This window comes from Novipirellula aureliae (assembly GCF_007860185.1).
Lineage (GTDB): Bacteria > Planctomycetota > Planctomycetia > Pirellulales > Pirellulaceae > Novipirellula_A > Novipirellula_A aureliae.
Map to the genome: position 1 here is coordinate 452,721 of NZ_SJPY01000006.1, position 24,406 is coordinate 477,126.

The following is a 24,406-nucleotide window of genomic DNA, read 5'->3' on the forward strand; positions in this document are numbered from 1 at the left end:
CACGGCACAAGCTTTTGTTGTGGTTTCACGGAATCCTGAATCCTTTGCTTCACCATCGGCTTAGAGGTAAAGCAACGAGCGGATATGACGCTGCCAATCGAATTGCGTCTCAATCAACGGCTCAGACAATGTCTCTTTACGCTATCATCCTGCTTTTTTGAATTCGTTGCCGCAGAGACTTTGGTAGAAGCGGTTTTGAGTGACCAATTGTTCGTGGCTTCCGCTAGCAGATATCCTGCCTGATTCCATCACCACAATCCGGTCGGCCATCGACAAGCTCGTCGGACGATGGGTAATCATCACTCCGGTTCGGTCGACCAAGAATTTCGCCAAGGCTTGATGAATCAGTTGCTCGCTCTCTAAATCGATCGCACTGGTCGCTTCATCCAAGATCAAGATATCGGGATTTCTTAGAAAGGCACGTGCGAGTGCCAATCGTTGCATTTGGCCACCCGATAGTCGCATCCCATGGGTGCCGAGCATGGTGTCGTAGCCATCGGGGGTTTTGCGTCGAATGAAGTCATCGGCGAACGCTAGTTTTGCGGCTCGGACGACATCATGTTTGTCCGCGCCGGGGCTGCCGTAGCGAATGTTGTTCTCGATGGAATCGTCAAACAAGACCGTCCGCTGAGTCACCAGTGCGATGCGGCGTCGCAGATCGCGCGTCTTCATTTCTTGGATCGGGCAATCGTCTAGCAGCAGTTGTCCTTGTTGCGGATCATCGAATCGGCAGAGCAGATTGACGATCGTGCTTTTGCCACTCCCATTGGGTCCGACCACCGCGATCGTTTCGCCGTGACGGATGGTCAAGTCGACGCCACGAAGCACCTTCGGTCCTGATGGGTATTGATAGACCACGTTATCGAGACGAATCTCGCGATGGGGACGCATGACGGTTTTTCCGACAGCAGGTTCGGCCACTCGGATCGGTTGGTCGATGATTTCGTAAACCCGATCGGCCGCAGCGATCCCGCGTTGCAATCCACTCCAAACATCTTGAAGTTTTCGCGCGGGGTCCGATGCGCCAATCAGGAAACCAAAGAACAGCAATACCTCACTCATTTTCAGCGGCACCGTGCTCATCGTGAGCCCGAAGATCGCCGTTTGTTGATTGACCACCAAGTAGCCGCCTGCAAGGATCGCCAATCCGATGATCGTCATTCCCAATAATTCGCTAACACTTCGGGCGGCAGTGTTGTAGAACGCAACCTTCATCGACCTTTTGAAGTAAGCGCGAATGCCGCGATCGAACTTTGCTCGCTCGAAACCTTGCGTGTTAAATGCTTTCACGACGCGAATACCAGCGAACGAATCATTCAGTATCCCGTAGATTTGGCTCATCTCCTCCATCGCTCGGCGACTTGCCCGGCGAATCGCACGACTGATTTTGTGCATCAAAAAAGCAACGAGCGGGGTCACGACGGTGACGAGTAAGAGTAGCCTCGGGCAAACCATCATCGCTCCTGCTAAGCAAACCACCATCTTGAGCGGTTCGCGTAGCAGTCGTCCGAGCAAGATCGAGAGTCCCGCAGAAACTTGGGAGGTATCGTTTGTCAATCGCGATGTCAAATTGGCTGAACCATTCTCGCCAAATGCATCTAAGTCGAGACGCAGCGCTTTGCGAAAAAACTGAGCCCGCAAATTGATCACCGATCGTTCGGCGACGTACTGAACCAGCATCAGGTTGATGAGTAGAGCGACAAGCTTGATCGCCGTTCCGGTGATTAGGATGGCGACGATGAGTATCAGGGTTGCGTAGGCATCGGCTGGCGCGTACTGGTCAACGTAGGGCTGAACCCAAACGAGATAGGTGTGTTTTTCCGAGACCACGAGTCGTTTGGTCTTCGCAGCTTCGATCTGCAACTTCAATTTTCGGGACGCGTCCGCATCGGCAGCCTTGGCTTGGGCGGTCAAATCGACAATTTCGGCGTCGAGAACAGCCATTTGCTCGTTCGTCGCAGCGATTTCCTTCTCGACATGTTTGGGAATGCTATCGCCAGCAAACACCACTTCGACGATGGGGTAGAGGGTGCCGATATTGGCCCCCCACAGAACGGCGATAACGATCGAGGTGAGTACAATCCCGACAAAGGATCCTCTTCGGCGTGCGGCTAATCGAAGTACGCGGCCAAAATTTTTCATTGGTTTGTCGTCGTCCGTGACGAGGCGAAGGGAAACGAGCGGTTTGTCAACGTTGAATTTTAAGTGAGTGGATCTTGCGCTGATCCTGGCGCACGAGAATCTTTAACGACTTTCGCTACCACCAACCGTATAACCACCTTGTAGCGAACTGGCCGGTCCTGCGGCTAGACGAATTCGCCGGTCGCATCGACGGTACGATTGAGGACGAGATTGTTGCGATGGACCACGTTTTCGTAAGGACATTTACCCAGAATCCCCAAAATCTGATCGCTCGGTTCACCCAAAATCCGTTTCACCTCGCTGGCAGGGTAGTTGCATAAACCTCTGGCGATCTCGACCCCTTCGGGATCGACGATGGCCACAACGGCTCCTCGTTTGAACGTACCGTCGACATCGGTTATTCCGACTGCCAGAAGGCTGCTGCCCCGTTGGCAGACCGCTCGGGCCGCTCCCGCGTCGATGTGCAGCTTTCCATCGACGGTCGCCGAGCCACCGATCCAACGTCGTCGGCCCCGAATCGTATGCCGAGTTGGCAAAAACAATGTCCCAATCGGATCACCCGCAAATATTTTGTCTAACACCGCGTCGTCTCGTCCTGGGCCGATGATCGCGGTATGCCCGTGCGATGTCGCCATCGTGACCGCTTCGAGTTTACTGCCCATCCCCCCCCGGCTGACTTTGCTGTTGTGCTCTTGGGCCAAAGCGATAATGGATTCGTCCAGTTTTTCGACCACCTCGATCCGTTTGCTGGTCGGTCGCTGCGGGGGGCCGTCGTATAGACCGTCAACGTCTGACAAAATGATCAGCAATGTATCGGTCATTAAGCCTGCGACGTGGGCGGCCAATCGGTCATTGTCGCCAAATGTCGTCATCAATTCGGCGACGGCGACGGAGTCATTTTCGTTGATGACGGCAATCGCACCGAGTTCATGAATTTGCGTCAGGGCATTGCGGACGTGCAGGTATCCCGTTCGCCGCCGCAAATCGTTGGCGGTCAGTAGCACTTGAGCGGCGAACCGGCCTTTTGCCGCCAAGCCCGCTTCATAGGCTTGGATCAGATTGGTTTGCCCGATTGCGGCAACCGCCTGCAGTTGGGCGAGCCCACTCGGTCGATGGGGCAACCCCAATTTTCCGACACCTGCCCCTACTGCACCGCTACTGACCATCACAACTTGACGCCCGGAATCGGCGATACGGCACAATTGGGCGGACAATGCGTCGATTCGCTGACGGTCTAAACTGCCGTCTTCCGCTGTCAAGACGCTTGTTCCCACCTTCACGACGACGGAGTGTATTTGCTCGAGGACCCGTTTTCGCTGTTGAACTAAGGAAGGATCGACTTCTGGCATCAAAAAATACTACCCAAAAAAAGAGACTTTTCGTCATAATGAACGTTAATTCGGTGAGGATCACCAAATCAAATTGTGGGGGGGAATCGACGATCTTGGAAGGGCTGCTTACATTTCATGTAGATTTCAATTTCCTTTCGCATTCAAAACTACGAACTTTTCAATATGAGTGAACTGCATCACGAGTGCGGTGTTGCTGCGATTTACCATCTTTCCGGACGTGGGCGAAGCCCGATCTGTACCTCCGATGGACCGCGGCATATTTCCCGTTTGTTGCCTCGGATGCTGTTGGACATCCAAAATCGCGGCCAATTGGCCGCAGGGATGACAACCTTCGACCCCGATCGGCCATCGTTACTGAGAACCTTGAAAGACGTCGGCAGCGTGACCGAGGTGTTCCGCTTGAACCACCGAGCCAAATGTGAATCGCTGATGCGACAATTGGCGGGTCGAGCCGCGATCGGTCACGTCCGATACGCGACGTGTGGTCAAGATGACCGCAGCTACGCCCAGCCGTTCGAGCGAAAACATATCCACAAACGAAAATGGTTTGCCTTTGGGTTCAACGGCCAACTTGCCAATTACGGTTTGTTGAAAGAGCGGCTTTTGGCCGATGGCGATCACCATTTAACGCTCGATACTGACACCGAAATTATGTTGCACGAGTTCGGTCGATTGCTTAGTCAGGCTCCCGGGCGTATCGATTGGATCGACGTGCTGCGGCGAACGACGGCAGAATTTGACGGCGCGTACAGCATCGCACTATTGACGGCCGAAGGGGAAATGATCGTGGCTCGCGATCCACTTGGAATCAAACCGATGTGCTATGTCAACGACGGGCCGCTGTTCGCGGCGGCGAGCGAAAGTGTGGCGCTCTTGAATTTGGGGTTTTCGGATACCGATATCAAGTCGCTGCCACCTGGACATGCTATCATCATCGATCCGAAAACGGGCTTTCGGATGGAACGGTTTGCGGAAGCCAAGTCGCCCGCCCACTGCTTTTTTGAATGGATCTATTTCGCCAATGTCGCTAGTACGCTGGACGACAAGAGCGTGTACCTCAGTCGCACGCATCTTGGTGAAGAATTGGCACGAGCCGAACGAGAACTCGACCGAGTCCCGCTCGACGATGAAGACACGATCGTTGTCCCGGTCCCCGACACGAGCAAAGCGGCTGCCGACGCCATGGCGTACAAGTTGTCGATTCCCTGCCGTGAAGGACTCATCCGTAATCGCTACGCTGGTCGTACGTTTATCGAAGCTGGCCGGGCACGAAAAGCGAAGGCCGCAACCAAGTACACGCCGCTTCGCGAAGTGCTCGAAGGCAAGCGAGTTATCTTGGTCGAAGATTCGATCGTTCGTAGCACGACCATGAATGTGCTTCTCGACCGAATTCGTGAAGTTGGCGGTGCCAAAGAAATTCACGTTCGCGTCGCTTGTCCGCCGATCGTCGCTCCGTGCTTTTACGGGATCGACATGAGTACGATCGATCAACTGATTGCTCCAAAGTACTTTGGAATCAACGGCGAGTTGACCGATGAAGACCAACAAAAATTAGCCGATGATCTGGGGGCCGATACGCTCCGGTACCTGCCCGTGAGTGCGATTGCCCGTGCGATCGGATTACCCGAAACAAGTCTTTGCCGCGCCTGTGTGACGGGCGAATACCCCACGTCGTGTGGTCAACACTTGTACCAAATCGCATTGGACAATCGAGGCAACCAATTGGACTCGAAACGAACCTACGAGCAATTAGCGGCTGCGATGCAGCAAAGCTAGACGCTGGGTGGCTGGAATCTGGACTTGAGGCGATTTACGTGATGAATCGATGCGAAATGCGACTAACGCCTGGACTCCAGCTCGACTTTTGCGGTTTCGCCTGCAACCCTAAAGTTGCTAAAGTAACAGATACCGCTCAACAAAGGGAGTTTTGCAAGCATGGCACGAGAAGCTGTTTATCAACAAACCGAACCGGAGTCCGAGACCGAAGCAAAATTGCCGAAGGAACAAGATGGTTCGCTACGTCCACGCCGCATGGCCGAGATGGTCGGCCAGCGAGACGTGATTGAGCGGTTGCAGATCGCCATCGATGCGGCCCAAGGTCGAGGTGAGCCGCTCGGGCATATCCTCTTCGACGGCCCCCCCGGGTTGGGAAAAACGACATTCGCGACCGTCATCCCTGCGGAAATGGGGACCACCGTCGAGATGGCGAATGGTGCTGGCTTGAAAGCCCCCAAAGATCTGCTCCCCTATTTAACCAATCTGTCCGAAAATGCGGTCTTGTTTATCGACGAAATCCATCGAATTCCCAAAGCGGTTGAAGAGTATTTGTATACGGCGATGGAAGATTTCCGGATCGACATTATTCTGGGCGAAGGCGTCAGCGCGAGGACGCTCAATTACGAGTTGAGACCGTTCACATTGATCGGGGCAACCACGCGAGCGGGGATGTTGAGCGCACCGCTACGCGATCGCTTTCAAATTCGTGAGCATCTCGGTTGGTACGATCACGTCGAATTGTGCGAGATCGTCCGCCGCAATAGCGTCAAACTGAAAGTCCCCATCGATGATCCGTCGGCACAAGTGATCGCTGCTCGCAGTCGAAGCACTCCCCGGTTGGCGAACAACCGCTTGTTATGGCTGCGAGACTATTCGCAAAGCAAAGCAAGCGGGAAGGTCAACGCGAAAATCACGACGGCAGCTCTGAACATGATCGGTATCGACGAACGAGGACTCGATAAACAAGATCGTGGTTACCTCGATACTCTGATGCGAGTTTTCGTCGGAGGGCCGGCAGGATTGGAAGCGATCGCTCACACGATGAACGTCAGCAGTGATACGCTCGAGGATGAGGTCGAGCCGTTCCTATTGCGGAGCGAACTGATCGTGCGAACGCGGCGTGGGCGGATGGCGACGGCCAAAGCCTATGAGCATATGAAAATGGCGCCCCCCGAGCCCGCCTCTTGACGGGCCCACCTCTTGACGGGTCCACCTCTTGACGGGCCCGTTACAGGCTCCCCTCGCCGACGACAGGAGGCTGCTGGAATCGTGGCGACGAATCCCAAGCCGGAAGCCGAAAGGTCCCCTGCAGCGGCGTAGGCTGCCCGTCCTCGTAAAGACCATCGTTGCTATCCCGGATGATTCATTAGCCGTTTTGGCGATAGCGGCCTGCTGATTTAATCGTTTAACGCTTAGCCGAAGGCGTCAGCTTTTCCATAATCGGTCGCCTATGGCTTGGCGTTAAACAATCAGTCGAGTCAAACCGATTAAATCGACAGCCCGCTAACGCCAAAACGGCTAATACGCAGACTGTTTTTCGAGCAATGAATGTAAACGCTTTAAGGCGTAGACGTTAGCAAAACAATTTGCAAGCCCATGAATAATCCGGGCTAGCCCGGAGGATCGTTGCTATCCCGGAGGGCGTCGCATCCCATCCGGTGTGTCCTCCTCTGGGATAGCCGTTTTCTGGCCCTCGATTCGGGTGGCCCTCGATTCGGGTGGCCTGCACCAACGGAAAGAATCTGTTGGCCTCCCGCCATTTTGGCGGGAAAAAAAGGCTGCGCACGCCAAGCACCCACCACCTTACCTTACGACAGCCGCTAACCTTAGCCTGCTTCGCCGCATTGGGCCTCGTACGCTTCGGCATTCATCAGCGAAGACAGATTGGAATCGTCGCTCAATTTGACCTTCAGGATCCATCCGAAATCGTAGGGGTCCTCATTGAGCTTCTCCAAGGAATCGGGCAAATCGCTATGCACCTCGATCACTTCGCCGGTGACGGGGCTATACAGAGGGCTAACGGCCTTCACCGATTCGACTTCACCGAATTCCTCACCCGCCGTCACTTCTTTGCCGACTTCGGGCAAGTCCATGTACACCAAATCATTGAGCTGTGTGATGGCGAATGCAGATAGACCGACCGTGGCAATCTTATCGCCATCTTGCTCGCTAACGTCTGCCCATTCGTGAGATTCGGCGTACAACAATTTGGATGGATCGCGTGTCATGGTCTAATAACCTTTTGGAAACGTTCATGAAGTTGGGTGGGAAGAAAAATGTCGCGCTGTTTAGTCGGGGAAGCGACGAACTAATTGCTTGTGCGTTTGTAAAACGGCAAATCAACTCGAGTAGCATTGACCACTTTACCGCGGATGTCAATCTGGTAATTGGTATCGTTCGCGTGGTCCGTTTGAACATAACCCATGGCGATTGGATGGGCGAGCGTCGGCGACGGTCCGCCGCTGGTGATGACGCCAATCGGGTTGCCGGATGTGTCTAGGATACCACATCCATCACGTGCTGGACGTTTCCCTTCGGGGACCAAGCCGACACGGATTTTCTTTGGTCCGTCCGCATTGACTTGACGAAGGGCTTCAACGCCGATAAATGAGCGATCTTTCAACCGACACGCAAAACTCAAGCCCGCTGAAATCGGGTCGATCGTTTCGTCGAGTTCATGACCGTAAAGCGGCATCGCGGCTTCCATCCGTAGTGTGTCGCGAGCCCCCAGGCCGGCTGCGATGAACTTTTGATCTCGTCCGGCCAACAAGACGTTCTCCCAGACTCGCACCGCATCCTCGGCACGAACGATTAGCTCGATACCGTCCTCGCCCGTGTACCCCGTCCGGCTGACGATGATGGGTTTGCCGAACTGTTCGCCGATCCTCGCCTGATAGTATTTGAGTGAATCGATATCGAACGAAAAAAGCTTCTTACACGCTTCGATCGCCTGGGGACCTTGGACCGCAATCATCGCTGTCAACTCCGTCCGATCGGACATCGTGACGGTTGGGTAATCGGCAACGTGAGGTGTGATCCAATCTTTTATCTTCTGGTGATTCGAAGCGTTCACGACCATCAAGTGGTAACGCTGGCCCGACGGTGTTTCGAGATGAGAAACGAGCACATCGTCCAAAATGCCTCCGTCGTCTTTGCAAATCAATCCGTAGCGAACCCGTCCAACCGGCATGTCGGAAATCTTTCGGGTCAACAGTCGGTCGAGCAGTTGTTCGCTGCCCGCACCGTCAAAGCGGAGCCGGGCCATGTGCGAAACATCAAACAACGCCGCCGATGTCCGGCAAGCTTGATGTTCGGCCACGATCGAGGAATACTGAATCGGCATCTCATAACCGGCGAACGGCACCATGGTCGCGCCCGCGTTTCGATGCCACGCATCAAGCGGCGTTTTTAAAGCAATGGTATTGGTATTAAGTTCGCTCATCATGATTGCCTATTAAAGGTTGAATGGAGTTCATTCCGTTATCTGCTTTGCCGTTACTTCTAATCAACGGAATAAATTTCGTTCAGCGTCCTTCCGTCGAGCTTGTTTCGGCGGAGGAAACAAGTGGCGGCTACAAACCGCACGGCCGAAAGAAATTCGCCCCACCCCCACGAATCGCCGGAGGCGATTCGTGGGGGTGGGGCGAGCGTGGGATTTTGCGTTCATGGTAGCTGTCCGTTGCGGCTCCGAACCGGGGCGAGCCCGGCGGAAGCAAAACCCATTGGCCTCACACGCGATCAGTCGCCACGGAGCTTTAGGCCGAGATCGGTCAATTTCTCACGGACCTCATTCAAACTCGTAACGCCGAAGTTTTTGCACTCCAACATCTCGTCGCCCGTTTTTCGCAGTAGCTCGCCGATCGTGTTGAGTTGCAATCGCGCCATGCACTTGCGAGCTCGGACCGACAAGTTCAAGTCCGAGATTGGGCGTTCCAAGAACGCTTGCTCGTCTTCGGACATGTGGCTGGTGTCAATGGGTGGATCTTTGCTCTTCTTTTCGTGAGCGAATTGTCCGAGTGCCAAACCTTTGCTGGTCAGCATTTCGCGGATTTCCACCAAGCTGGTCTCACCAAAGTTCTTGCTGCTAAGCAACTCCGCTTCGGTCGAGCGAGTCAAATCGCCGATGGTGTCGATGCCCATCTTTTGCAGGCAGTTGCGGCTTCGAACGCTCAGTTCAAAGTTAGCAACCGGCATGTTCAACGTTTGGGCCAAACGATCATTTCGACGCTGAGCTTCTTCGTCGTAGAGCAAATTGCCCGTCGCCGCGGCATCTTTCAGGTACAGATTGGTCTGCGGGTGATCGGGATAGGACTCCAGGATCCGTCGATAGCAGCCTTGGGCTTTATCGAATTGATTGTTGTCCTCGTAGATCAGGCCAAGGTTGATCAGTGCACCAATGCCGGTTGGGAAGGCTTTCGTTGCACGCTCATAGAGCCGCAAGGCTTCTTCGTCGTTGCCCATTCGCTCGTTTTCGAGAGCCAAGCCGAACAGAGCGCCGGCATGGTTCTCATCGTTGCTGACGGCTCGTTGGTACAGCGCGAGTGCCTCTTCGAGTCGCTCGCCGACCAAAGCGACCGTCGCGGCTCGTTGGTACATGTACTCCGAGGTTTGCTCCGAGGGGCCAAAAATATTGTCGAGCAGTTCAAGGGCTTTGTCGACGCGGCCTGCGTAGCGATGAGCTTCAGCGATTCGGATATTGCAATCGTCGCTGTTGTAGCCCGACGTTTGGGCTTGCTGATAAAAAGAGATTGCCTCTTCGTATTGCCCCAACTCAAAATTCGCCCGTGCTAGATAAAAGAGCGACATCGCGCTTCCGTCTGCATTCTGTAGACGTTCTCGCGCATTGCGAAATTTACCGAGCAGGAACAAGCAAACACCGAGTTTGGTTTGAGCAGCAGGACTCAAGCCCTCCTGTTCCACCATTTCATTGACCGCATCTCGCAATTCGCCGAAATGAGCGTAATTCTCGGTAATCGCTGATCGAATCGCGGCCACATCCGATGGCCCAAACGAATTATTCGCCAGTACCATGTCTTTCAAATCGACCACATCGATATCGATTTCGTTCATCGAGCTTTGTCTCCTGGACAAAAACGCATATTGTTAGCTGAAAAAAGCCAGCGGTGGGATTTGAACCCACAACCCTCGCATTACGAATGCGATGCTCTGCCAATTGAAGCTACGCCGGCGACGATCGCCCAAAAAACGAAACGATTTTTCGATCTTCGGCGACACGATAAGAAAATACGCGATAAACGTGTTTTTCGTCAAGAGGCACGTTTTGTGCCGAATGATAGTAATAGAGTGCTGTTTTGTCGAGAGCAGCTGGCGAATTGCCAACGTCGCGAGCATGCGAACCGAAACTGTGGCGTTCCCACCCTAAGATTAACCGTTCCAATCGTTAAACGCTACAGTAATTTGTAGCGTTTAGGCAACATTCGGTGTTGTTTTTCGGCATCATCGTCATCTTTTACGTGCTAGGGTTCTTTGGACAAATTGTGTCCGCGACGAAACCCAACCCGCAAAGGACGTCTGGGTCGCTTTCTCCAGACGATGACTGAATAGCTCAATGAACCCAAACGCGATCACCCGGAAACCAAAGGCACGAAAAGACAGGACCGTCGGTCGCGTCTTGACGCTGGCGGTTCTGTTGCTGGTCAGCGTTTCAAGTGGCTGCTCCCAACTGCGATTGCCCGCCATCGATCCGACAGGCTCTTGCCTGTTTTCCCCCTTGCCGACGACGACGACCTTAGCCCTCCCCGGATGTGCTGGCGAAGGCTGTTTGAGCGGATTGAAATCGTGCTTGTGCCCATCCTGCATTGCCAATCCTCTCGCAGAGAACAGCGGTTGCAACTGCTTCGGTTGCCTAGGCGGCCTCGGTTGCCTCGCTCGACCGTTCTCAGGATTCCCTGATCCTGCATTTCCCGAACCGGAACCGCCACCGCCATGCTCGGCTCCCGGGGCGGGCGTCGCTAGCGGTGCCACTGGACCTGCGGAACCGTGCGTGCCGGGACCAACATGCGGTCCCGAATGCCAACAAGGACCTCCGGCTGTATTGTTTGGTTCCGAGATCGGCGAACAAGACAGCTGCAAACTACCCGATTCGGGCGAACGTGGGTGTATTCTGTTATCACCCCAAAAAATCGTCGCTCCCGTCGGTGGCGAAGTCATACTTCTATCGGGCATTTGTGGACCAGACGGTTACCTTCAAATGGGACAACCACTCGAGTGGATGTTGACGCCCGACTCGGTCGGCACATTTATCCAGGTCGGTGATGACGATCCCGGTATGCTGCACCAACTCGCAGGCATGAAGAAGGCTGAAAAGCATGACCCGTCGTATGCACATGGGGTCACCAGTACAAAACGAACACTGATCACTCGCGGCAACCTCGACCGCAGCGATGATGTGCTATTAGAAAAAGGCCAAACCTGGTTGTCGTTAAGTAGCCCGAGCGAAGGAACCAGCCGGGTGACGGTGTTAGCCCCCGAAAGTGAATGCTGGGATCAACGCAAAGCGACCGCTACGATCTACTGGATCGACGCTCGTTGGCAATTCCCGAACAATCAATCGGAGATGGCGGGAACGCCCGTTTCGCTCAACACTCGCGTCACCCGAGCCGAAGGTGCTTTGCCTGCGATTGGATGGACGGTCCGCTACGAAATTCAAAATCCAAGCATCGCCTCGTTCGCTGGCACAAACGCTTCCTCGGTCGTCGAAGTCAAAGTCGATGAATCGGGAAACGCCGGTGCAACGTTAAACCCAACGCCAGGAACCAGTGGCACGACAGCGGTCAAGATTGAGGTGATCCGCCCCGGCGGAGCGTCCGACAACATGCCGACGATGACGCTCGGTAGCGGGAATGCCAACGTCACATGGAGTTCACCACAATTGAGAATCGAAGCGGCAGGTCCCGAAGTGGCCAGCTTCGAAGTGCCGTATGAAATCGTTGCTCGCCTCTCTAATCCAGGAGACCAAGCGGCCAACAATGTTCGTGTCAGTGTTGAGCTGCCACCGGGAACTCGAACCGTTAGCGCGGACACGTTCGCACAAGTGCTGCCCAACGCAGTCGTCTGGGAAATTGGCACCTTGCCGCCCCAACAACAACTCGATCTGTTCATGACGGTCTCATCCCAATCACCCGTTGCGATGATCTTTCAAGCTCGCGGAGATGCCGGGTTGGTTTCCGAATCAACGGTACGCGTCGACATTTACCGCCCGTCCTTGACGATCACCGCGACACCGCTGCAAGATCGCTACGAAGCTGGACAAGAGGTAACGTTCAATATCGATGTCAAGAACACGGGCGAGCGTCCACTTAGCGATGTTCAACTGAAAGCTTTTGGCGACGAAGGGATGTTGCAAACCGAAAAAGGAATCCGAGACGTTGGCAACAACAAATCGGACGGCCCGCTGCAACCGGGCCAGACTTGGGAAACCAGTGTCAACTATACACCGACACGCGCCGGTCGACGCTGCGTTCGATTCGAAGGGCTCGCCGAAGGCGGTCAACGTGCTCAGACGCAAAGCTGTGTAACGGTTATCAATCCTGTTCCACCACCACCTGCCTTGACCGTTCGACTCGATGGCAAAGACCGCGTCCAAGTGGGCGATCGAGTCCTGCTTCGTGCATACATTACCAACTCGGGCAAAGTGCCGCTTCGTAATACCGAGGTGAGGTTGACTTACGATCCGCAGCTTCAACTATTGCAAGCGACCGAAGGAGCCGAACCACCACGGATGGGACAGTTGACCGTACGATGGCCAATTGAAAGCTTAGCGGTCAGCGAGACGAAAACGCTTGAAGCTCAATTCGAAGCGGTGGCAACAAGCCCGCAATCGCAAGCCCGTCTATCGGCAACCAGCCGAGATGGAACGACGGCTCAAACCGATTTGGCGTTCGCCATTGTCGCGGGGGCGCCGCCGGTCGCACCGCCTACCGCAGCACCACCGAGTCTACCACCCGTATTGCCACCACCCGCGATCCCAGGTGGTCCAGGGTTAACACCACCACAAAATTCCAATCAACCGGTTGCACCATCGCTTCCACCGTCCGCGGGAATCAATGATTCCACAAGCGGTCAAGTGAAAGTCGAAATCTTTGGACGCGATAATCCTGTCCAAGTAGGTGAACCGATTCGATATACGTTAAGAGTGACCAATGATTCGAACCAAAACGACGGTGAAGTGAGCGTCAAGTTCAATTTGCCGACCGGGGTTCGTATCGATTCGATTGCCCAGCGACGGAGTCCCGTCGGTGGTCAATACGAAATCAAGGCTGGCGAGGTTTACCTGGCCGACATCCGCTCGATGCGGCCAGGCGAAACCGTTGAATACGATCTCGTCTTAATCAGCAATCTGCCACAGCAAATCGAATTGACGGTCGAATCGGTCAGCCGAGCAGGTCGTGGTGGCAGCGACCGAGTCACCACCGAGGTGATTCCCTAAGGGGGCGGATCGGCAATGCGTAGTGGATCTTGTTAAAGATCCCCTCAAGCAATGCGTAGTGGATCTTGTTAAAGATCCCCTCAAGCACGGGATCTTTAACAAGATCCACTACCCCAATTGTCGCGAAGTAGCATCCGTGGCGGCGATAACGGTGTAGACGGGTGGCCCAGCCAACCTCGCCTCACGCGATCGCCTGGATCGCTTCGATAAAATCACGCATGAACTGGTAGCGATTTCCAGGGCGTTTTTGCAACGCTTTCATGACTACCTCGTCCGCCAACTTGGGGATATTGCGATCGGGTGAACGTTCGCTTGGCGGCAGGATTTCTTTGTTTTGAATGTTATCAAACGTCTCGTTAATATCGGCACCACGAAACGGCTCGCGAATCGCCAACGTTTCATAAAGGGTTACGCCAGCACTGAAGATATCGGAGCGTTCGTCGATCCCTCGGCTTCCGCTGACTTGCTCCGGCGACATGTATAATGGCGTGCCCGGACGCTGGCCCCCTCCGGTCAGCGTTTTCAGTTGTTGGGTTTCCGTTTCTTCGGTGGTCAAAACGCTTCGGTTTAGCGGTACGTTGTCGTCGGCTTGTCCCCAAACCTTGGCAACGCCCCAATCGAGCAGGATGACCTCTCCGAAATTGCCTACCCAAATGTTTTCGGGTTTCACGTCACGATGGATCACACCGCGAGCGTGTGCGTAGGCAAGTGCTTGGCAAGCTCCGACAACGATGTCCAACCGCCGCTGCATCGGAAAGGCATCGATTGTGTCCTGGTCACCCTGTGCAATGCGTTTAAGGATTTCGAACAAGTTTTCGCCCGAGATCCGTTTCATCACAAAGTAGATTCCCTGCTCGCTATCGCTACCGATATCATAGACGGGCACCGTGTTGGGATGCTGCAATTGTGCGGTAACGCGTGCTTCCCGGAGAATTCGTCGCTGCTCTCGTCGATCGAGACGCTTTTCGGGGAGCAGCATTTTGACGGCAACCGTGCGGCCCGTGATGGGATCAAAACCAGCTCGCAAAACAGCGCTCCCCCCCTTGGCCATGTCCCGCATACTGGTGTAGCGGGCCAAGCCGGGAGGAACATTTTGCGGTAAATCGGGATCCGTACCGGACAGAATAATAGTGGGTTCGTTGATCATCGATCCATTGTAAGCAAAAAGCGGAGTGGACTGCACCCATGTTGGCTATGGAAAACCAAAGGGCGTCAAAAACGACAACAGCTACACATCGATTTCTTCGGCGTCTTCCGCTCGTTCCATGATAAATCGGAAGCGTGCGGAAGCGTCACGCCCCATCAAGTCACTAATCACTCGGTCGGTTTCCAGATGATCATCCACTTCCACCTTCAGCAACCGCCGCGTTTTCGGGTTCAGCGTGGTTTCCCAAAGCACCTTGGGCATCATCTCGCCAAGCCCCTTGAACCGTGTGATCTCCGGTTTCGCTCGCGTGCCATGCTCTTCCATGATCTGTTCGCGGTGCTCTTCGTCCTTTGCCCAATACGTTTCTTTGCCGATATCAATACGATAGAGCGGCGGCACGGCAATGAACAAATTCCCCTCTGCAATCAACCCTGGCATGTGTCGGTAGAAAAACGTCAACAACAGCGTCGTGATATGATGCCCATCGGAATCAGCATCGGCTAGCAGGATGACCTTCTTGTACCTCAGAGTGGCCAGATTCATGCTGGCCCCAATGCCGCAACCGAGCGAGGCGATCATGTCCTGGATTTCTTTGTTGTCCAAGATTTTCTTGAGCGTTGCACTTTCGGTATTGAGCACCTTCCCACGTAGTGGCAATATCGCTTGTGTATTTCGGTCGCGGCCCTGCTTGGCGCTGCCGCCTGCCGAATCACCTTCGACGATAAACAACTCGGATCCCGCTTTGCCGCTGGCCAAGCAATCGCTCAACTTCCCAGGCAGCATGGTTCGCTTTGCGCCCCCTTTTCGCGAGACCGCATCCGCAGCAGCCCGAGACGCCGCGCGGGCACGAGCCGACGCGATGATGCGTGCAATGATCGAGTCGGCTATCGAACGATTGTTGTTCATCCACTGCTCCATCGCTGGACGCACCGATGCTTCGACCAAAGCCTGAGTTTCAGGATTGTTAAGCTTGTCTTTGGTTTGCCCTTGAAATTGAGGCTCTGCGATAAAGATCGAAATGATCGCAACCAATCCTTCGCGGATGTCCTCGTGGGTGATCTTGACCCCGCGAGGCGTCAAGCTATGCGTGTCGATGTAATTCCGAACCGCTTTATTGAGTCCGCTGCGAAGCCCGTTTTCGTGCGTCCCACCGCTGCCGGTTGGGATGCCATTGACGTAACTGCGAACATGCTCGTCCGTCGACTCGGTCCACTGAAGCGTTAGTTCCAATCGTATGTCATCATCCTTGCGAAGGATGAACGGTGTTTCGTGAATCGGACGAGCTTTGCGATCCTTTAGTACTTTCGCCAGAAAGTCGACGATACCTTGCTCATGCAAGAACGTCTCTTTGGTTTTGGCTGCTTCATCGATGTACGTCACCTTCACACCGCGATGCAGAAAGCTAACCGTTTCGAGTCGCGAGCGAATGGTATCGCTATCGAAATCGATCTTTGGAAAGATCGTCGGATCGGGTGAGAAGGTGATCGTCGTTCCCGTTCCCCGCACCGCTCCTTTGAGTTTTTGGATCTTGGTCTTGACTTGCCCCCGTTCAAAAATCATCCGGTATTGTGCCCCATTGCGGCGGACAATGGCGGTCAATTCTTTCGACAACGCATTAACGACCGACGCACCGACGCCGTGAAGTCCGCCAGCGGTTTTGTAGTTGCCACCATCAAATTTGCCGCCCGCATGCAGGACGGTGAGCACCATTTCAAGAGCTGGCTTTTTCGTTTTGGGATGCCGGTCAACGGGAATGCCGCGGCCATTGTCGCTAACGGTAATCGACGAACCGTCTTTGTGCAGCGTCACACTAATCTCCGAGGCGTGACCGTTCATCGCTTCGTCAACGGAGTTGTCAACAATCTCCCAAATCAAATGGTGCAGCCCCGACATACCGACCCCGCCGATATACATCCCCGGTCGTTTTCGGACAGGATCGAGCCCTTCGAGGGCGGTGATGTCTTTGGCGCTATAGGATTTCGTAACCGTGCTCATTGCATTTCTTGTGAATACGTTTCGTTTAAAAATTGGTCGGCGAGTGATGTCGCGTCCTGTCATGCCGAAGGCCGATAGGTTAAAAGCCCCCGACCCGTGAATCAGGAGTTCGTCTTGAGGTTCTTCCACAAGCCCCGATAGGGGACGACTGGAAACTACTCTTCGAATATCTCCGGTGCCGCGATCGGAGGCTTGATAATCTCGGCAATCTTGCCATTCTTTTGGATTTCATTTCCCCGTCCGCCACGTGCTGTAACGCGATACTTTGCGGTCGAGATTGTTTTCTTGGCCCCGCGATTGGTTTGCACGGTCAACAAGTCGCGATCACCCGTTGAAGGTTTAAACCCAAGCACGCGATCATCGGATGCCAAACGAATCAGGGTGACCCCCTTACCCGCACCCGACAAATAGTTGACCTCCTCAGCACTGCAGATCATCGCCCGGCAATTCCCGGTGACAGCCAAAATCACCTCGGTGCCGTGAACCACGGCGACATCGACAACGGCTGCGCCCGGTTTCACCCGAGCAAAACGTCGACCGGTTCGGGTCGAGGGTTCTGCAAAACTTTCCAACCCAAATCGCAAAGCAAAACCGTTCGAGGTGACGGCTAATGCGTGCGCCTGTGGGCAAAGTTCAGGCTTCTTGGGATCTTCCTTGATCTCGTCGATCACTCGCGGATCAAAGGAAATCGCAGCAACAATACGCTCGCCGTCTTTCAATTTGAACAATTTTTGAATCGGTTCGCCAAATCCGGTCGACGCTGGGATGTCAATCATCCGGGCGGTATAGCAAACGCCAATCGACGAGAAAAAACCGATCGATTCGCGAGTGCTGCCGGCAACACACGTCAACACCTCGTCCCCCTGACGCACCCGACTCTTGCTCGGGTCCGCAATTTGTTTCTGCCGTTTGACCCAACCGTCCTTGGTGACCATGACATGACAATCTTCGGCAACGATAAAATCTTCCGCAGCATATTCCGGCTCCTCCGCAACGGTTTCAATTGCCGACAATCGCTTGTTGCGTTTGTCTTTGCTGTAGTCCGCAATCAGCGATTCAATCTCGGAGCGAATGATTTGCCAGCGTCCCGATCGCGTGTAATCGTTCTCGTCGTCGCTAAGCAGCTTTTCAATCTCCTTAGCCCGTTTTCGTTTCTCTTTAAGCTCTTTCAGGATCACTTCGATTTCGAGTTTTGCCAGTCGGTAGAGCTTTAGCTCTAAAATCGCATCGGTTTGCTCGGCATCGAGTCCGCCCTTCGCCGCAGGAAAGCGGGCCATGATCTTTTCCGCCGCATCCGCTTTGCCGTCTGATTTTCGAATGATCGCGATGATCTCATCGAGCGCATCAAAGACGAGGGCAAAGCCCTCTAGTATGTGAATTCGACGATTCAGCGCCGCGAGTTCGTTTTCAAGTCGCTTCGTTAGGACGCTTAATCGGAAATGCAGAAAGTGCCAAAGAATCTCTTTCAAACCTAGCCGGTTCGGTGCACCGACTTCGGGGTTCTCGGTCGGCACCAAGCAGGTCAAGTTGACGTTGAAATTCTTTTGGAAATCGGTGTGCTTGTACAAATACGCCAACACCATGTTTTCATCGGCGTCCTTTTTAAGTAACAAGTCGATGCGAATGTCTTCGGTCGATAAGTCACGTGCTTCGATGACAAGTGGGAACTTGCCCGAATAGATCAGTTCGTTGATCCGCTCGACGAGCGCCGATTTATTGACGCCAAACGGAATCGCATCGATCATTAGCACCTTGCCGCTCTTGGACTTGGTCTCTAACTTTGCGGTGCCGCGAAGCTTGATCGTGCCTTGGCCGGTGCTGTAGATTTCCCGCAGCTCATCTTTGGTGTTCGTGATTTGGCCACCGGTTGGAAAATCGGGGCCCTGCACCGCATCGTTGGCGACGAGTTGGTAATCCTTGATCTCGGGGTCACGCAGCAGTTTCAATAATGCTTGGCAGACCTCCTTCAAGTTATGGGGGGGGATGTTTGTAGCCATCCCGACGGCAATCCCTGTCGCGCCGTTGACGAGCAAGTTAGGCACACGGCTCGGCAGCACGACCGGTTCTTCGCGGCTGCCGTCATAGTTCGGTTTAAAGGCGACCGTGCGAGTTGCCAAATCGGCGAGAACTTCCGATGCGATCGGCGTCATCCGGCATTCGGTATACCGCATCGCGGCAGCGTTATCACCATCGATGCTGCCAAAATTACCGCTGCCGTCAATCAAAGGCATTCGCAACGAAAATGGCTGCGCCATGCGGACCAGCGCCTCGTAGATACTGCTGTCACCGTGCGGGTGATAATTTCCCATGACGTCGCCGACGACCTTGGCACATTTACGGTGTTTCGCCGTCGCGTTGAGCCCTTGTTGGCTCATCGTGTACAAGATCCGCCGTTGGACTGGCTTCAGCCCGTCTCGAACGTCCGGCAACGCTCGGCTGGTGATGACCGAAAGTGAGTAGTTCAAATAGCGAGATTGAGCTGCTTGCCGTAGCGGAATCGATGTCAATAAAGCATCGTCAACGACGTCAAACAGCGATCCGTTCGACTCGGATTTACTTTTGCGGTTGGATGATCGTTTCGAGCGTTTTGCCACGCTAAATGGTCCTTTTTTCTATCAACTGGCCGGTTCGTTTGGTAATTTGTACGCTTTATGAGGATTTAACTCGATAGGTCAACCGTAGCTATTTTAACAATCCACCCGTTTATCCCAATCAAGCGTGTCCTGACGGAACCGACGGTCAGGTTAGAGGTGGCGTGTCGGATTGCAAAGGTCATGCGAACCCTAAGCATCATCCGATGTTTGCCATTAAGAGCCAATCCGAAAAGGGGTCTGACCCTTTGCAGGCGAGGCGAGAGGGGCAGACCCCTTTCGGATAGGCTCCAAGCTTTCGTTCGGAGATTTTTCGAACACCAAATCGATACGGCCAAGGTTCAGGAGGAACCGCAGGATGAGACGTCAAATTATCAACCAACTTGTTTGTACCGCTGCGGTGGCCATGCTGGCAACGTCAGTTCCATCAGCATCTGCCCAATCGCTCGGTTCCGGCGAACGAATCATCAATTCGCATGTCGTTAGCGACACGGTCGTCGGCGGATCAGCTGGCTCCTACGTTGGCGATCTTGCGAACGAGAATCCAGCGAACGACTCGTCCTTTGATTGTGAAAGCTGTGGCGAACGGTTTTCGGTCGGCGATTGTGGCGCCGGATGCGTGGGCCGCAAATACGGACAACCCGATCTGTTCTACAACTATTTCACGCAAGGCAACTGCAATGCCGTGAACGCCCAAATGTACACGTGCCCAGGACCCGTGTCCCCACACGTTGGCAATACCCACTTTACCTACCAGCCTTTCTATCCCGAAGAAATGCTTTATCCCCACAAGAACCGTTTTCATAACTACTATGACAATGGTCGGGGGATGAACCGGACGCGGGCGGTTTACTGGACTCCACCGGTTCGCACGGCAATGAGCAATTTCTATTGGAATTACTTGCGACTGCCACGCTAACCCCAGTAGCCGTGCCTCTCCGAGACACGGAATTTCCCAGTAGCTGTGCCTCTCCGAGACACGGAATTTCCCAGTAGCCGTGCCTCTCCGAGACACGGGATTTCCCAGTAGCCGTGTCTCTCCGAGACACGAGATTTCCCAGTAGCCGTGTCTCTCCGAGACACGAGATTTCCCAGTAGCTGTGTCTCTCCGAGACACGAGTATTTCGCGTCTCGGAGAGACGCGGCTACTCTTTCGCGTCTCGGAGAGACGCGGCTACGGATTACATGTTTATTTTCACACTTTCATTGGCTTGATGCTATGATTCGACAACTTCTCATTACCGCTGGCTGCCTAGCGACTTTGGCTGGATTTTTTTCGGGTGAAAACGAAGCCGATGCGGGCGACCCGTACGCAATGACCCAAGTTTGGGCTCATAACTACGCGATGGATCGCCCTTGGCATGGTGGTTACTACTACCAAAACTCGGGGGTGCCTCAAGCATTGATCGTGCCTCCGACAGCCCATATGCGACAAACCTTGTCGTGGGGCGTAAGCCAGAACCAAATGTATCCGATTTACCATCAATACGGACGCAGTGCCGGCGCCCCAGCAAGCGGCGCACAAGGCCGATTCCGTGCGACCCCGCAATGGCCCAGCCACACCGACCAGTTTGGCGTGAACTACGTCCGCGGGCCTTGGTAAAAGGAGCACAGCCTAGGCTTCTAGCCTGGGCAAACGGAACCACACCGCCCAGACCTCTCGTCTGCGCGGGAGAGGTATTCGCCCAGGCTAGAGCCTCGGCCACGTTCAAACCGCCGTGAAACAAGCGGTCTCGCTTATCGACGGCGTTCTTTCAAACGCACAGCTTTACCGATACGATCACGCAAGAAGTATAGCTTGGCTCGGCGAACGACGCCGCTTCGTTTGATTTCAACCTTCTCGATGCGTGGGCTATGCAGCGGGAACTTGCGTTCGACACCTTGGCCAGCGACGATTCGGCGAACGGTAAACATTTCTTTTGATCCGCTTCCACTCTTAGCAATCACGACGCCACTGAATACCTGGATTCGTTCTTTGGCACCTTCAAGGATTTTCAGGTGAACGTCGACCGTATCTCCAATATCAAATTGGGGTGGATTTTCTTTGATCGAACTTTTCTCGACCAATTCCATAATGGTTTGTTGGCTCATATTGATTCTCGCTTCTGTTTAATTGATTAATTGTTTGGTTTGTTTTCGGGCAGCAAATCACTGCGCCGCTGCCGCGTCCGTTCTCGGCTTTGTGCATCGCGCCAGTCGGCAATCGCTTTATGGTCGCCACCGAGCAAAACGCTTGGAACTTCATGGCCGCGATATTCTCTCGGCCTCGTGTATTGAGGAAACTCGAGCAATCGATTGCCTCGACTAAACGAATCCTCGATACAACTATTTTCATCGCCAAGCACACCCGGCAAAAGCCGGACAACTGCATCGACGATAACCATCGCGGCCACCTCGCCTCCGTTGAGGACAAAGTCGCCAACACTGACTTCTTCCGGTTGCAAGATGTCCACAACTCGTTGATCGAACCCTTCGTAGCGGCCACAGAGCAGCATGATCCGATCGCTGGTAGCGAGGTCTTCGGCAAGCGGTTGATCGAACCGTTTGCCACCGGGGGAGAGCAAAATCCGCCGAGCAGGTTTTGCGTCCATCGTTTCTACTGCTTCCACGCAATCGACGGTTGTATGGACTTGAATCAACATGCCCGGCCCGCCACCAAAGGGGCGGTCATCCACTTTGCGATGCGGCGTGTCTGCCGCCCAATCTCTCAGGTCGTGCCTGTGGATTTCGACCAACTTTCGCTGGATCGCCTTGTCGAGCAAACTCTGGGTTAGGTAACCATCGAAAATGGCAGGGAACAGAGTAACAATGTCAAATCGCATGGAACAGAAACAGCCCGTGTTTATTCGCTGGCCGCTTCTTCCGTCGCTGCGGCGTCATCCGTCGCAGTTTCCGCCTTGGGCTCTTCTGACTCGGGTGCAGCTTCCGCCTTGGGCTCTTCCGCCTTCGGCTTGGGAGCTTCGGGAGGTGCCGGCGTGTATTGCTTCCGCTTGCCAAGACGCTCCAACGCAGCCTTTTGCTGTTCCAGATGCGTGCCGTTGGTTCCGTACTTCTTGATCAGCACGGCAACCTTATCACTCGGCTGCGCACCGACGCTGATCCAATGGTCGATACGATCTGACTTTAGTGAAACCCGGGCATCGGTTTCGGGGCACATGGGGTCGTAATAGCCGAGTTCTTCGATCACTCGGCCATCACGCGGACTGCGTTGGTCCATTGCACAAACGCGGAAGAAAGGACGGTGGGACCGGCCTAACTTTTTCATTCGAATTCTTACTGCCATTAAACTTCTTCGCTTTCCGTGTTGAAGCACTCGCTTCAATAAAGGGTTACACTTTCGGTCAGACTGCCTGGGACGATCAATGATCGTGCCGGGTCGGTGCCGCATACGTACGGCAATACTACTTCTTCCGTTTCATTTTTCGCAACATTCGGTCGCGTTCTTTTTTTCGTTTTTTCTTCTCGGCAGGCGACAATCGCTCGCCGGTACTTTTCTTTGTTTTCATGCCCAGCGTCGGGTCGCCCAGCGCGGCGCCTTGCTGCATTTGCCGCATCATCTTCATGCGGTCGCCGACGCCTTTGCCCATCATCGCTTGCATCATCGGTTTCATCGTTTCGAATTGTTTCACCAATTGCGAAATCGTCGACGCTTGGACGCCCGCCCCCTTGGCGATTCGGGTCCGCCGGTGGATGTCGATCGACTTTGGATTACGACGCTCTTCCATCGTCATGGAATTGATCGCACCGATCGTTTGCCGAATCCCCCCCGCGGCTTCGTCGCTATCCATCATCTCTTTGAATTGGCCCATGCCAGGCATCAAGCCCATCATCTTGCCCATCAATCCTGGCTGAGCGACCTTCATCATCATGTCTTTGAAGTCGTCGAGCGTGAAGTCGCCCGACGCCATCTTTGCTTCGATCTCTTCACGCTCTTTTTCGTCGACGATTCGATGGGCTTCACGAGCAGCTGCGACGATATCGCCCATCTGCAAAATTCGGCTCGCCATCCCCTCGGGACGAAACGGTTCGAGAGCATCAAATCGCTCCCCGGTACCGATAAACTTGACCGGGACTCCCGTTACCTGTTTGACCGACAACAACGCACCGCCACGGGCGTCACCGTCAAGCTTGGTCATAATGACGCCGTTCAGTTCCAACGCGTCATTGAACGCTCCGGCACTGTTGACCGCGTCCTGGCCCGTCATCCCGTCGACGACCAAGTAAACCTGATCCGGTTGGACCTTTTTATCGATCCGCTGCAGCTCGCCCATCAATTCTTGGTCGATCGCCAATCGGCCGGCGGTGTCTAGAATGACAACGCGAGCCCCTTCGGCTTTCGCCTTCGCGATCCCATTCCTGCAAACCTTGACCGGATCCTTGTTGTCCGATTCGCTATAGACGGGGACGTCTAGTTGGCGGCCAATCACGTGCAATTGCTCGATCGCCGCGGGCCGCTGCAAGTCAGCCGCCACCAACATCGGGGTGATCTTCTCTTCCTTGAGCAGCTGCGATAACTTGCCGCACGTCGTCGTTTTACCACTACCTTGCAAGCCGCAAAGCATGATAATCGTCGGCCCCGACTCCTTCAGGTGCAGGGACGAGTCGACAGGCCCAAGGATCGAAATCAGCTCGTCATTGACAATCCGCACCAACTCTTCGTGCGGACGCAGACTCAACAGCACACGTTTGCCGAGTGCTCTCTCGGAGACATGCTCCATGAAGTCCTGGACAACCGAATAGCTAACATCGGCCTCCAGCATCGACTTTTTGACCAATTCGAGCCCGTCGCGCATATTACCTTCGGTCAACTTGCCTTTACCAGACAAGCTCTTGAAAGCAGACTGCAAACCTTCGGACAGCGAATCAAACACGAAAAAACTCGAGCGAAAAATGGAGGGGAAGAGACGAATAAGTCGGCAAATCGCCGGCTGGACCTATTTTTGAGGACCCGAGA

Annotated in this window: 17 protein-coding genes and 1 tRNA gene; 5 read left to right on the top strand and 13 right to left on the bottom strand. The window is 54.3% G+C overall.

Annotated elements, in window-relative coordinates; translation table 11 throughout:
• Positions 1 to 144: 144 nt before the first annotated feature.
• Together Q31b_RS19470 and proB are read right to left on the bottom strand one after the other, a co-directional pair.
• Positions 145 to 2,142, bottom strand: a complete 1,998-nt coding sequence (locus Q31b_RS19470) for an ABC transporter ATP-binding protein (protein WP_146601303.1) — start codon at positions 2,140 to 2,142, stop codon at positions 145 to 147.
• Between the two features lie 164 nt (positions 2,143 to 2,306).
• A complete protein-coding gene (proB, locus tag Q31b_RS19475; RefSeq protein ID WP_146601304.1) occupies positions 2,307 to 3,491 on the bottom strand; it encodes a glutamate 5-kinase in 1,185 nt (394 codons plus the stop codon).
• A 165-nt stretch (positions 3,492 to 3,656) separates the two neighbouring features.
• On the opposite strand from proB, the gene Q31b_RS19480 reads away from it, so the two are divergent.
• On the top strand, positions 3,657 to 5,270 hold the full coding sequence (locus Q31b_RS19480) for an amidophosphoribosyltransferase (protein WP_146601305.1): 1,614 nt from the start codon (positions 3,657 to 3,659) through the stop codon (positions 5,268 to 5,270).
• Positions 5,271 to 5,429: 159 nt separating this feature from the next.
• Entirely contained in the window at positions 5,430 to 6,458 is a 1,029-nt protein-coding gene (gene ruvB, locus Q31b_RS19485; protein ID WP_146601306.1) for a Holliday junction branch migration DNA helicase RuvB, read from the top strand.
• A 638-nt stretch (positions 6,459 to 7,096) separates the two neighbouring features.
• Here the strand turns inward: ruvB and gcvH are convergent.
• The 4 genes from gcvH to Q31b_RS19505 all read right to left on the bottom strand — a co-directional run bounded on the left by gcvH (position 7,097) and on the right by Q31b_RS19505 (position 10,459).
• Positions 7,097 to 7,498: a glycine cleavage system protein GcvH gene (gene gcvH, locus Q31b_RS19490; protein WP_146601307.1), complete on the bottom strand. Its 402-nt coding sequence runs from the start codon at positions 7,496 to 7,498 to the stop codon at positions 7,097 to 7,099.
• 80 nt (positions 7,499 to 7,578) lie between these two features.
• Positions 7,579 to 8,715, bottom strand: a complete 1,137-nt coding sequence (gene gcvT, locus Q31b_RS19495) for a glycine cleavage system aminomethyltransferase GcvT (RefSeq protein ID WP_231617703.1) — start codon at positions 8,713 to 8,715, stop codon at positions 7,579 to 7,581.
• Positions 8,716 to 9,008: 293 nt separating this feature from the next.
• Complete coding sequence (locus tag Q31b_RS19500) at positions 9,009 to 10,340, bottom strand: DNA-directed RNA polymerase subunit alpha C-terminal domain-containing protein (RefSeq protein WP_146601308.1); 1,332 nt, start codon at positions 10,338 to 10,340, stop codon at positions 9,009 to 9,011.
• A 45-nt stretch (positions 10,341 to 10,385) separates the two neighbouring features.
• Positions 10,386 to 10,459, bottom strand: a tRNA-Thr gene (locus tag Q31b_RS19505).
• A 380-nt stretch (positions 10,460 to 10,839) separates the two neighbouring features.
• Here Q31b_RS19505 and Q31b_RS19510 point away from each other — a divergent pair.
• Complete coding sequence (locus Q31b_RS19510; RefSeq protein WP_146601309.1) at positions 10,840 to 13,719, top strand: DUF11 domain-containing protein; 2,880 nt, start codon at positions 10,840 to 10,842, stop codon at positions 13,717 to 13,719.
• A 181-nt stretch (positions 13,720 to 13,900) separates the two neighbouring features.
• Here the strand turns inward: Q31b_RS19510 and Q31b_RS19515 are convergent, their stop codons facing one another.
• From Q31b_RS19515 to Q31b_RS19525, 3 genes are all read right to left on the bottom strand, one after another.
• Positions 13,901 to 14,866 (bottom strand): serine/threonine-protein kinase, encoded by a 966-nt coding sequence (locus tag Q31b_RS19515; protein ID WP_146601310.1) that lies wholly within the window; start codon positions 14,864 to 14,866, stop codon positions 13,901 to 13,903.
• 81 nt (positions 14,867 to 14,947) lie between these two features.
• On the bottom strand, positions 14,948 to 16,861 hold the full coding sequence (locus tag Q31b_RS19520) for a DNA gyrase/topoisomerase IV subunit B (protein WP_146601311.1): 1,914 nt from the start codon (positions 16,859 to 16,861) through the stop codon (positions 14,948 to 14,950).
• 155 nt (positions 16,862 to 17,016) lie between these two features.
• The gene (locus Q31b_RS19525) at positions 17,017 to 19,455 is read right to left on the bottom strand and encodes a DNA gyrase/topoisomerase IV subunit A (RefSeq protein WP_146601312.1); all 2,439 of its coding nucleotides are present in this window, start codon (positions 19,453 to 19,455) and stop codon (positions 17,017 to 17,019) included.
• Between the two features lie 355 nt (positions 19,456 to 19,810).
• Here Q31b_RS19525 and Q31b_RS19530 point away from each other — a divergent pair, with 355 nt between their 5' ends.
• Both Q31b_RS19530 and Q31b_RS19535 read left to right on the top strand, forming a co-directional pair.
• Complete coding sequence (locus Q31b_RS19530; RefSeq protein WP_146601313.1) at positions 19,811 to 20,371, top strand: hypothetical protein; 561 nt, start codon at positions 19,811 to 19,813, stop codon at positions 20,369 to 20,371.
• Between the two features lie 300 nt (positions 20,372 to 20,671).
• Entirely contained in the window at positions 20,672 to 21,055 is a 384-nt protein-coding gene (locus Q31b_RS19535) for a hypothetical protein (RefSeq protein WP_146601314.1), read from the top strand.
• A gap of 134 nt (positions 21,056 to 21,189) precedes the next feature.
• Here the strand turns inward: Q31b_RS19535 and rplS are convergent, their stop codons facing one another.
• The 4 genes from rplS to ffh form a co-directional block, all read right to left on the bottom strand.
• Positions 21,190 to 21,543: a 50S ribosomal protein L19 gene (gene rplS / locus Q31b_RS19540; RefSeq protein WP_146601315.1), complete on the bottom strand. Its 354-nt coding sequence runs from the start codon at positions 21,541 to 21,543 to the stop codon at positions 21,190 to 21,192.
• A gap of 26 nt (positions 21,544 to 21,569) precedes the next feature.
• Positions 21,570 to 22,274, bottom strand: coding sequence for a tRNA (guanosine(37)-N1)-methyltransferase TrmD (gene trmD / locus Q31b_RS19545; RefSeq protein ID WP_146601316.1), 705 nt, complete (start codon positions 22,272 to 22,274; stop codon positions 21,570 to 21,572).
• Between the two features lie 20 nt (positions 22,275 to 22,294).
• Positions 22,295 to 22,717: a 30S ribosomal protein S16 gene (rpsP, locus tag Q31b_RS19550; protein ID WP_231617704.1), complete on the bottom strand. Its 423-nt coding sequence runs from the start codon at positions 22,715 to 22,717 to the stop codon at positions 22,295 to 22,297.
• A gap of 136 nt (positions 22,718 to 22,853) precedes the next feature.
• Entirely contained in the window at positions 22,854 to 24,323 is a 1,470-nt protein-coding gene (ffh, locus tag Q31b_RS19555; RefSeq protein ID WP_146601318.1) for a signal recognition particle protein, read from the bottom strand.
• Positions 24,324 to 24,406 lie beyond the last annotated feature (83 nt).

Bases quoted from the DNA above. Each gene is read 5' to 3' on its own strand.
- Q31b_RS19480 (WP_146601305.1), top strand. From the start codon at position 3,657: ATGAGTGAACTGCATCACGAGTGCGGTGTTGCTGCGATTTACCATCTT.
- Q31b_RS19515 (WP_146601310.1), bottom strand. From the start codon at position 14,866: ATGATCAACGAACCCACTATTATTCTGTCCGGTACGGATCCCGATTTA.
- ruvB (WP_146601306.1), top strand. From the start codon at position 5,430: ATGGCACGAGAAGCTGTTTATCAACAAACCGAACCGGAGTCCGAGACC.
- gcvH (WP_146601307.1), bottom strand. From the start codon at position 7,498: ATGACACGCGATCCATCCAAATTGTTGTACGCCGAATCTCACGAATGG.
- Q31b_RS19500 (WP_146601308.1), bottom strand. From the start codon at position 10,340: ATGAACGAAATCGATATCGATGTGGTCGATTTGAAAGACATGGTACTG.
- rpsP (WP_231617704.1), bottom strand. From the start codon at position 22,717: ATGAAAAAGTTAGGCCGGTCCCACCGTCCTTTCTTCCGCGTTTGTGCA.
- rplS (WP_146601315.1), bottom strand. From the start codon at position 21,543: ATGAGCCAACAAACCATTATGGAATTGGTCGAGAAAAGTTCGATCAAA.
- proB (WP_146601304.1), bottom strand. From the start codon at position 3,491: ATGCCAGAAGTCGATCCTTCCTTAGTTCAACAGCGAAAACGGGTCCTC.
- Q31b_RS19535 (WP_146601314.1), top strand. From the start codon at position 20,672: ATGATTCGACAACTTCTCATTACCGCTGGCTGCCTAGCGACTTTGGCT.
- Q31b_RS19470 (WP_146601303.1), bottom strand. From the start codon at position 2,142: ATGAAAAATTTTGGCCGCGTACTTCGATTAGCCGCACGCCGAAGAGGA.
- Q31b_RS19510 (WP_146601309.1), top strand. From the start codon at position 10,840: ATGAACCCAAACGCGATCACCCGGAAACCAAAGGCACGAAAAGACAGG.
- gcvT (WP_231617703.1), bottom strand. From the start codon at position 8,715: ATGATGAGCGAACTTAATACCAATACCATTGCTTTAAAAACGCCGCTT.
- Q31b_RS19530 (WP_146601313.1), top strand. From the start codon at position 19,811: ATGAGACGTCAAATTATCAACCAACTTGTTTGTACCGCTGCGGTGGCC.
- trmD (WP_146601316.1), bottom strand. From the start codon at position 22,274: ATGCGATTTGACATTGTTACTCTGTTCCCTGCCATTTTCGATGGTTAC.
- Q31b_RS19520 (WP_146601311.1), bottom strand. From the start codon at position 16,861: ATGAGCACGGTTACGAAATCCTATAGCGCCAAAGACATCACCGCCCTC.